The organism is Nocardioides sp., assembly GCF_031422975.1.
Taxonomy (GTDB): Bacteria; Actinomycetota; Actinomycetes; order Propionibacteriales; family Nocardioidaceae; genus Nocardioides.
The window spans coordinates 1-6,952 of the sequence record NZ_JANPEO010000628.1 but is presented as its reverse complement, the minus strand read 5'-3'; the positions used below and the strand labels follow the sequence as shown (position 1 = coordinate 6,952).

7 protein-coding genes and 2 pseudogenes are annotated in these 6,952 nt (G+C 73.0%); 3 read left to right on the top strand and 6 right to left on the bottom strand.

The features are described 5' to 3' along the window. Positions 1-604 (top strand): ABC transporter permease subunit (locus tag RMO85_RS18725; protein ID WP_310530232.1); only part of this gene is annotated, 604 nt, incomplete at its 5' end. Between the two features lie 24 nt (positions 605-628). Here RMO85_RS18725 and RMO85_RS18720 read toward each other — a convergent pair. Continuing rightward, positions 629-829, bottom strand: a complete 201-nt coding sequence (locus RMO85_RS18720; protein WP_310530231.1) for a hypothetical protein — start codon at positions 827-829, stop codon at positions 629-631. Next, a pseudogene (locus RMO85_RS19690) lies at positions 789-1,091 on the bottom strand (esterase/lipase family protein); the annotation flags it as partial. The pseudogene RMO85_RS19690 and the gene RMO85_RS18720, both read right to left, overlap by 41 nt. Before the next feature lie 223 nt (positions 1,092-1,314). Between RMO85_RS19690 and RMO85_RS18715 the strand changes: the two are divergent. Beyond that, positions 1,315-2,040, top strand: coding sequence for a tRNA (guanine(46)-N(7))-methyltransferase TrmB (locus tag RMO85_RS18715; protein WP_310530230.1), 726 nt, complete (start codon positions 1,315-1,317; stop codon positions 2,038-2,040). 42 nt (positions 2,041-2,082) lie between these two features. Here the strand turns inward: RMO85_RS18715 and RMO85_RS18710 are convergent, their stop codons facing one another. Then, on the bottom strand, positions 2,083-2,898 hold the full coding sequence (locus tag RMO85_RS18710) for an RDD family protein (RefSeq protein WP_310530229.1): 816 nt from the start codon (positions 2,896-2,898) through the stop codon (positions 2,083-2,085). Between the two features lie 23 nt (positions 2,899-2,921). On the opposite strand from RMO85_RS18710, the gene RMO85_RS18705 reads away from it, so the two are divergent. Further along, complete coding sequence (locus RMO85_RS18705; protein ID WP_310530228.1) at positions 2,922-3,917, top strand: stage II sporulation protein M; 996 nt, start codon at positions 2,922-2,924, stop codon at positions 3,915-3,917. On the opposite strand, the gene RMO85_RS18700 is transcribed toward RMO85_RS18705, so the two are convergent. The 3 genes and pseudogenes from RMO85_RS18700 to RMO85_RS18690 form a co-directional block, all read right to left on the bottom strand. Further along, positions 3,914-5,206, bottom strand: a complete 1,293-nt coding sequence (locus RMO85_RS18700) for a DUF58 domain-containing protein (protein ID WP_310530227.1) — start codon at positions 5,204-5,206, stop codon at positions 3,914-3,916. The two genes, RMO85_RS18705 and RMO85_RS18700, sit on opposite strands and share 4 nt — an antisense overlap. A 4-nt stretch (positions 5,207-5,210) precedes the next feature. Next, entirely contained in the window at positions 5,211-6,194 is a 984-nt protein-coding gene (locus RMO85_RS18695; protein ID WP_310530226.1) for a MoxR family ATPase, read from the bottom strand. Continuing rightward, positions 6,191-6,952: pseudogene (locus tag RMO85_RS18690) on the bottom strand (hypothetical protein); the annotation flags it as partial. The pseudogene RMO85_RS18690 and the gene RMO85_RS18695, both read right to left, overlap by 4 nt.

The window sequence follows — 6,952 nt, the reverse complement described above, 5'->3', positions numbered from 1 at the left end:
GGCTGTGCTGACCGAGGGCACCCTGTTCCCGCTGGCGGCGCTCGCCTTGGTGCTGCCGCTGTTCTTGCCGATCGCGGTCGCGATCACGGCCGGGGAGGCGATCGCGGGCGAAGCCCAGCAAGGCACCCTGCGCTACCTGCTGATCCGGCCGGTCGGCCGCACGCACCTGCTGGTCGCCAAGCTGGTCGCGGTGATGGCGTTCGTGGTCGTCACGGTCCTCGTCGTGGCCATCACGGCCTACGTCGCCGGCCTCCTCCTGCTCGGGGACCAGACCGTGACCGTCACCGGCCCGACCACCAGCGTGTCCGGCACTGCGATGTCGACGCCGGAGCTCCTCGGGCGCACGTGCCTGGCCTTCGGCTACGCGATGCTGTGCATGCTCGGTGTCGTCGCGGTTGGCCTGTTCCTGTCCACCGTCGCCCAGTCCCCGCTCGGGGCCGCCCTGGGCACATTGTCGTTGCTGGTCGCCTCGAGCCGCGGCACTGGCTGGCCTTCGTGGACCTGTTCCGCGATCCGATCCTGTGGGGGGACGTGGTGCGCGGCGTGCTCGTCCAGGCGGCGTACGTCGTCGTCTTCCTCGGCGCGGGCTGGGCCAACTTCATGACCAAGGACGTCACCGACTGATCCCTCAGCGCCCGTCCCGCCCCGCGCACACCGACGAGTCCGGCTGGACCGGCCGGTGGCTGCCGAGGGCGGACGCGACCATCTCGATGACGGCGGGGGTCCGCGGCACGTCGGGGTGCGCCACGAGCAGGCCCGGGCAGACGCTCTGCACCGAGTAGCCGAGCCAGGTCGGTGCCGTGGTGGGGGGAGGAGAGCGTGATGGCACGGCGTACGGTCGAACCCCCGCCCAGGTCGGCGACATAGATCCGCAGCACCACCCCGCCGGCCGAGTATCCGACGATGTCGACCGACGGGGCCCCGGTGTCTCGGAGCGTCGCCTCGACCGTCCGAGCGAGGTCGGCTGCCCGCTCGCGCAGGTCGCCGGTGCCCGGGCCGGTCGCCTCGACGATCCGGACGTCGCGCCCGGCGGCCTCGAGCGCCTCCGCGAGGACCTCGAGGGCGTCCGTGGAGCCGCCGTAGCCCGGCACCAGCAGCACCGGTCCGCTCCGGGCCTGGTCGACGGGCCTGACGGGTGGCTCGCGACGAAGCAGGGCCGCCCCGACGACGCTCGCGACCGCGATCACGCTAAGCGTCAGGACCCCCGCCACCAGCCGGCGCCGGGCCGGGGACAGGGAGGTGAGCACGCGCAGGGCCACGCTCCCAGTGTGCCTCGGTGCCGGAGGCAGCCCGCGGGGCTGGGAGAATGCACGCGTGAGCCACGTCCGCCCCCCGCGCCCCCACCACAAGCTGACCCACGACGGTCGCCGGATGCAGGAGGTGCTGACCTACTCGCGGCGAGGCAGCCGCTTCACCCCCCAACAGGCCGAGGGGTGGGCGGCGCACCAGGCCGACTGGGTGATCCCGGACGAGGCGGTCGACCGGCCCGACTTCGACCTGAGCAGCTGGTGGGACCGCGAGGCGCCGCTGATCGTGGAGATCGGCTCCGGCATCGGGGAGGCAACGGCCGCGCTGGCGGCGACCAGGCCCGAGGCCAACGTCCTCGCCTTCGAGGTGTGGATCCCGGGCATCGCCGATTCGCTGTGGCGGGTGGCCGAGGCGGGCGCGGACAACGTGCGTTTCCTGGGCGTCGATGCCGTCTGGTCGCTCGAGCACCTGCTCGCGCCCGGCAGCCTGACCGAGCTGTGGACGTTCTTCCCCGACCCGTGGCACAAGACCAAGCACCACAAGCGCCGCCTCGTCACGCCGCTCAACGCGGCCGTCGCCGCGAGCAGGCTCACGCCGGGCGGGGTCTGGCGGCTCGCCACCGACTGGGCCGACTACGCCACGCAGATGACCGAGGTGCTCGACGCCGAGCCGTTGCTCGACGGGGGACCGGTCGAGCGGTGGGCCGAGCGCCCGATCACCCGCTTCGAGCGCAAGGGTCTGGAGAAGGACCGGGTCATCACCGATCTGGCCTACACCCGCGTCGGTCACTGACCCGATGTGAAACCGCAGCAGTGCCGCCCCGACCGCATGAGCTCAGCGGCCGCCCACCAGACGCGCGCGCAGGGCGGACTCCCGGGCCAGCCGGGCGGTGTCGCGCTCGCGACGCGAGGCAATCACCGCGGCCAGGAAGTCGTGGGGTGCGGTACCGGGAGGCGGGGGCGGAGCGACGTACGCCCCCACCTCGGCCGCGAGTCGGGAGCCGAGGTCGTCGCGCGTGGCCGGGTCGAGGGTGGCGGCCCGCCCGAGGAACTGGCGCACGGCGAGCGACAGCCCGGTCGGCAGTGACGCCATGTCGGCCGTGCGCGCCCACGGCACCAGCTGCGGCGGGAGCAGGGCCGGCGGTGCGAGGTGGAGTCGCACGCGTTCACGGACCACGTAGGTGCCCGCGGCGTGGTCGCCGAGACGCTTTCCCTTCGCGGAGAGCAGGGCCGAGAAGAAGGCCGGGGCCCCGGTGAACGCGTAGATCTCGACGAAACCGACGAGGGACCGCACGAACGCGTGCTGGAAGGAGATCGGGCCGGCATCGTCGCGGACCGTGCGCAGGCCGCACGCGAGCTTGCCGAGGGAGCGGCCGCGGCTGAGCGTCTCGACGGTGGTCGGGACGACCAGGAAGACGGTGATCATGGTCGCGACCATCGCGACGTGGGCGAGCGCGCCATCGGTCTGGAGGGCAGCGATCCCGAAGACGATGAAGATCGCGATCAGCAGCAGCACGGTGACGGCGACATCGATCAGTCCACTGCCGATCCGCGAACCCAGGCTGGCCGGTGGCAGGTCGAGCGCGACGGCCTCGCCGGTGACGTGGTCGTCGGCGGTGAGGCTGGCGAAGGCAGGGCCGGGATCGGACATCACCGCCAGCATAGGCTGGCTGCGTGGACCTCGACGCATACGTGCTGGCGCACCGCGAGCACTGGCAGCGACTCGAGGAGCTCACCGCCCGGCGCCGCCTCGAGGGCGACCAGAACGACGAGCTGGTCGACCTCTACCAGCGCGTCGCGACGCACCTCTCGGTCGTGCGCACGTCTGCCCCGGACGCCGCCCTGATCGCCTATCTGTCCTCCATCCTGGCCCGGGCGCGCCTGCGCACCGTCGGCACCCGAGCCACCACGTGGGGCAGTGTGGGGAGCTTCTTCACCGAACGCTTCCCGGCTGCGCTGTACCGGCTCCGCTGGTGGTGGCTGACGACGATGGGCGCCAACGTCGTGGTCACCGGCGTGATGATCTGGTGGCTTCTCCAGCATCCGGCGGTCGAGCAGACCATGCTCTCGCCCGAGGACATCGACCAGCTCGTGCGCAACGACTTCGAGAGCTACTACAGCGAGTACGCCGCCTCGCACTTCGCGGCCCAGGTCTGGATCAACAACGCGTGGGTCGCGGCGCTGTGCATCGCCCTGGGGGTCCTGGGCGCACCGGTCATCTACCTGCTGTTCCAGAACGTCGCCAACCTCGCGGTCGTCGCCTCGATCATGATCCGGCACGACCGTGCCGCCCACTTCTGGGGACTGATCAGCCCGCACGGACTGCTCGAGCTGACCGCCGTCTTCGTCGCGGCCGGCGTCGGCCTGCGGCTCTTCTGGTCGTGGATCGCGCCCGGTGACCTGACGCGGGGCCAGTCGATGGCCCGAGAGGGCCGTACGGCGGGCACCGTGGCACTCGGGCTCGTGGTGGTGCTGTTCGTCAGTGGCATCATCGAGGCCTTCGTGACCCCCTCGAGCCTTCCGACCGGAGCCAGGGTCGGCATCGGGATCACCGCCGAGCTCGCCTTCTTCGCCTACGTCTTCGTGGTCGGACGCAGCGCGGTCGCCCGCGGTCACACCGGCGACATCGACGCCGCGCTGCTCGAGGACCGGGTCGCCAGCCAGGCCTAGAGCAATCCGCGGGCCTTGAGCGCCAGGTAGTGGTCGGCCAGCGCCGGCGGCAGCCGCTCGGCATCGGCATCCACCACGTCGACGCCCAGTGCGCCGAGGATCTCGCTGGCGCGGCGACGCTGGTGCAGGACCTGCGCGGCCGCCGCTGCGGCGTACACCTCGGCGAGGGAGCCGGTTCGATCCCGCAGGTGCGCCAGTGCGGGATCCTGCACCGAGGCGACGACCACGCGGTGGTGCTTGAGGAGCGCCGGGAGCACGGGCAGCAGGCTCTCGATCACCGAGGCCGGCTCGAGCGGGGTGAGGAGGACGACGAGCGCCCGCTGCCGACCGAGGTGGTTGACCGCCCCGGCCAGTGCGGCCCAGTCGGCCTCGGCGATCACGGGCTCGAGGTCGGCCATCGTGTCCTGCAGCGTGGCCGCGATGTCCCGGGCGCCCGCGGCGCGCACCCGGGCCCGGACCAGCCGGTCGCCGGCCAGGAAGTCGATGCGATCGCCCGCGCGGGCCGCGAGGGCGGCCAGCAGCAGCGCCGCATCCATCGCCGAGTCGAGCCGGGGCACGTCCCCGATCCGGGCAGCCGAAACACGGGACGTGTCCAGGACGATCACTACTCGGCGGTCGCGCTCCGGCTGCCAGGTGCGGACCACGACGTTGCGGTTGCGGGCGGTGGCTCGCCAGTCGATGGAGCGTACGTCGTCGCCGCGGACGTACTCCCGCAGCGAGTCGAACTCGGTGCCGGCGCCCCGGATGCGCACCGCCGACCGGCCGTCGAGCTCGCGCAACCGGGCCAGTCGCGAGGGCAGGTGCTTGCGGGACTCGAAGGGTGGCAGCGATCGCACCGCACCCGGCACGTCGAGCGTCGCCTGGCGGCCGGCCAGCCCGAGAGGACCGGGGATCCGCACGGTCACGCCGACCGCCCGCAGGTCGCCCCGCCGGCGAGGACGCAGCCCGGTCGTGAGCGCGGTCGCGTCCCCGGCGGCGAGTCGCAGCCGGTGCCGGTTGTGGTGGGCGCCTGCCGTCGGCTGCCACGCGTCGCGGAGGAGCGCACGGATCGTCCTGGTTGTGGGGTTGGCGACCAGGAGCCGCGACTCGGCGTCGTGGCCGAGCCGGACCGACCCCACGTCCGAGCGCTGCAGCGCCAGGGTCGTCGGCCTGGCGGCCAGGAGCCAGTCGACGGCGCTCAGCAGTGCCACCAGGAGCAGCCAGCCCCAGACCGTCCCCATGGCAGGGCGCAGCACCACGGGCACCAACCCGAGGGCCAGCAGCAGGGGGACGCGACCGGTGATGACCATCAGCTCAGCGGGGGACCGGGACCGAGTGGAGGGCCGAGGTGAGCACGGCAGACACGTCGACGCCCTCGAGCTCGGCCTCGGGACGCAGCCCGAGCCGGTGGACGAGGGTGGCGTGGGCGAGGGCCTTGACGTCGTCAGGCGTCACGAAGTCGCGGCCCGTCAGCCACGCCCAGGCGCGCGACGCGCGCATCAGCGCGGTCGCTCCGCGCGGGGAGACCCCGAGCGACAGCGACGGCGACTCGCGGGTGGCGCGGGCGATGTCGACGATGTAGCCGGTCACCTCCGGCGAGACCTGCACCGTGCCGACCGCGGCCCGGCCCGCCTCGATGTCGGCCGCTCCGGCGACCGCTCGCACTCCGGCCGCCGCGACGTCGCGGGGGTCGAAGCCGGCCGCGTGCCGGGTGAGGATCTCGAGCTCGGCGTCCCGCTGGGGGATGGGTAGGACGATCTTGAGCAGGAAGCGATCGAGCTGAGCCTCGGGCAACGGGTAGGTGCCTTCGTACTCGACCGGATTCTGGGTGGCCGCCACCAGGAACGGCCGGGGCAGCGGTCGCGAGACACCGTCGACCGAGACCTGCCCCTCCTCCATGGCCTCCAGCAGCGCCGACTGGGTCTTGGGCGGCGTCCGGTTGATCTCGTCGGCCAGCAGGAGGTTGGTGAACAGCGGGCCCTCGCGGAAGGTCAGCTCGCCGGCCCGGCCGTCGATCACCATGGAGCCGGTGATGTCACCGGGCATCAGGTCCGGCGTGAACTGCACCCGTCGCGTCTCCACGTCGAGCGAGCCGGCCAGGGTCCGGATCAGCAGCGTCTTGGCCACGCCCGGCACGCCCTCCATCAGCACGTGGCCGCCGCACAGGAGCGCCACGAGCAGGCCGGAGACGGCAGCGTCCTGGGCCACGACCGCCTTGGCGACCTCGGCGCGGACCGCGGCGAGCCGTTCGCGGGCGGCCTCGTGGTCGATGGGCGGGCTGTCGTTCAGGATGGTCATGTGCGGCGTACCTCTCTGTCGAGCTCGGCCAACGCGGTGGCCAGGCGGATGAGTTCGGCGTCGGTGGCGGGCGCTTCGGCCCGGTCGCCGATCAGGGCCTCGACGTCCCGGGTCGGGCGGTCGAGTCGTGCAGAGACGTCACGGACGAGGTCCGCGACCTGCGTCGGTAGCAGCCGCAGGTGGGTCGACAGCCCGTCACGGGTGGAGCGCCGCAACACGTCGGCCGCGTGCCCCCGGGCGGAGGCCGAGCGGTAGAGCCGACCGCGGGCCTCGGTGGTCTCCAGTGAGCGCACGGTGACCGGCAGCGGTTCGATCGCGAGGGCTCCGAGCCTCCGTCCGCGCCACCAGATGACGGCGAGCATCGCCAGCCCGAGCAGCCACACTCCCGGCACCAGCCACCGAGGGAGCAGCGAGCGGAGCCCGACGCCGTCGGCTCCGACGAGGTCCGTGAGGTTGGGGACGTACCAGACGACGCGCGGCTGCTGGCCGAGCACCCGCAGCGCGACGGCCGCATTGTCGGCGCGCAGGACCTGGTCGTTCTCCACGATCCCCGCCGCGCCGAGCAGCACCAGGCCGCGGTCCGCCGACGCGAGTGCCCAGCCGGTCTCGCTGGGGAAGCAGCCGCCGGTCGAGGCGTAGGACGCCTCCTCGTCGACCTCGATGGTCAGCTCGGACAGGTCGCCGAGCCCCGTGTCGGTGCAGTCGCCCGCCTGCGGACCGCTGAGTGAGTCGTTGGAGGCCGCCGCGTCGATGCCCGA

Coding starts and splice junctions, on each gene's coding strand:
- RMO85_RS18710 (WP_310530229.1), bottom strand. CDS start 2,898: ATGTCCGATCCCGGCCCTGCCTTCGCCAGCCTCACCGCCGACGACCAC.
- RMO85_RS18700 (WP_310530227.1), bottom strand. CDS start 5,206: ATGGTCATCACCGGTCGCGTCCCCCTGCTGCTGGCCCTCGGGTTGGTG.
- RMO85_RS18695 (WP_310530226.1), bottom strand. CDS start 6,194: ATGACCATCCTGAACGACAGCCCGCCCATCGACCACGAGGCCGCCCGC.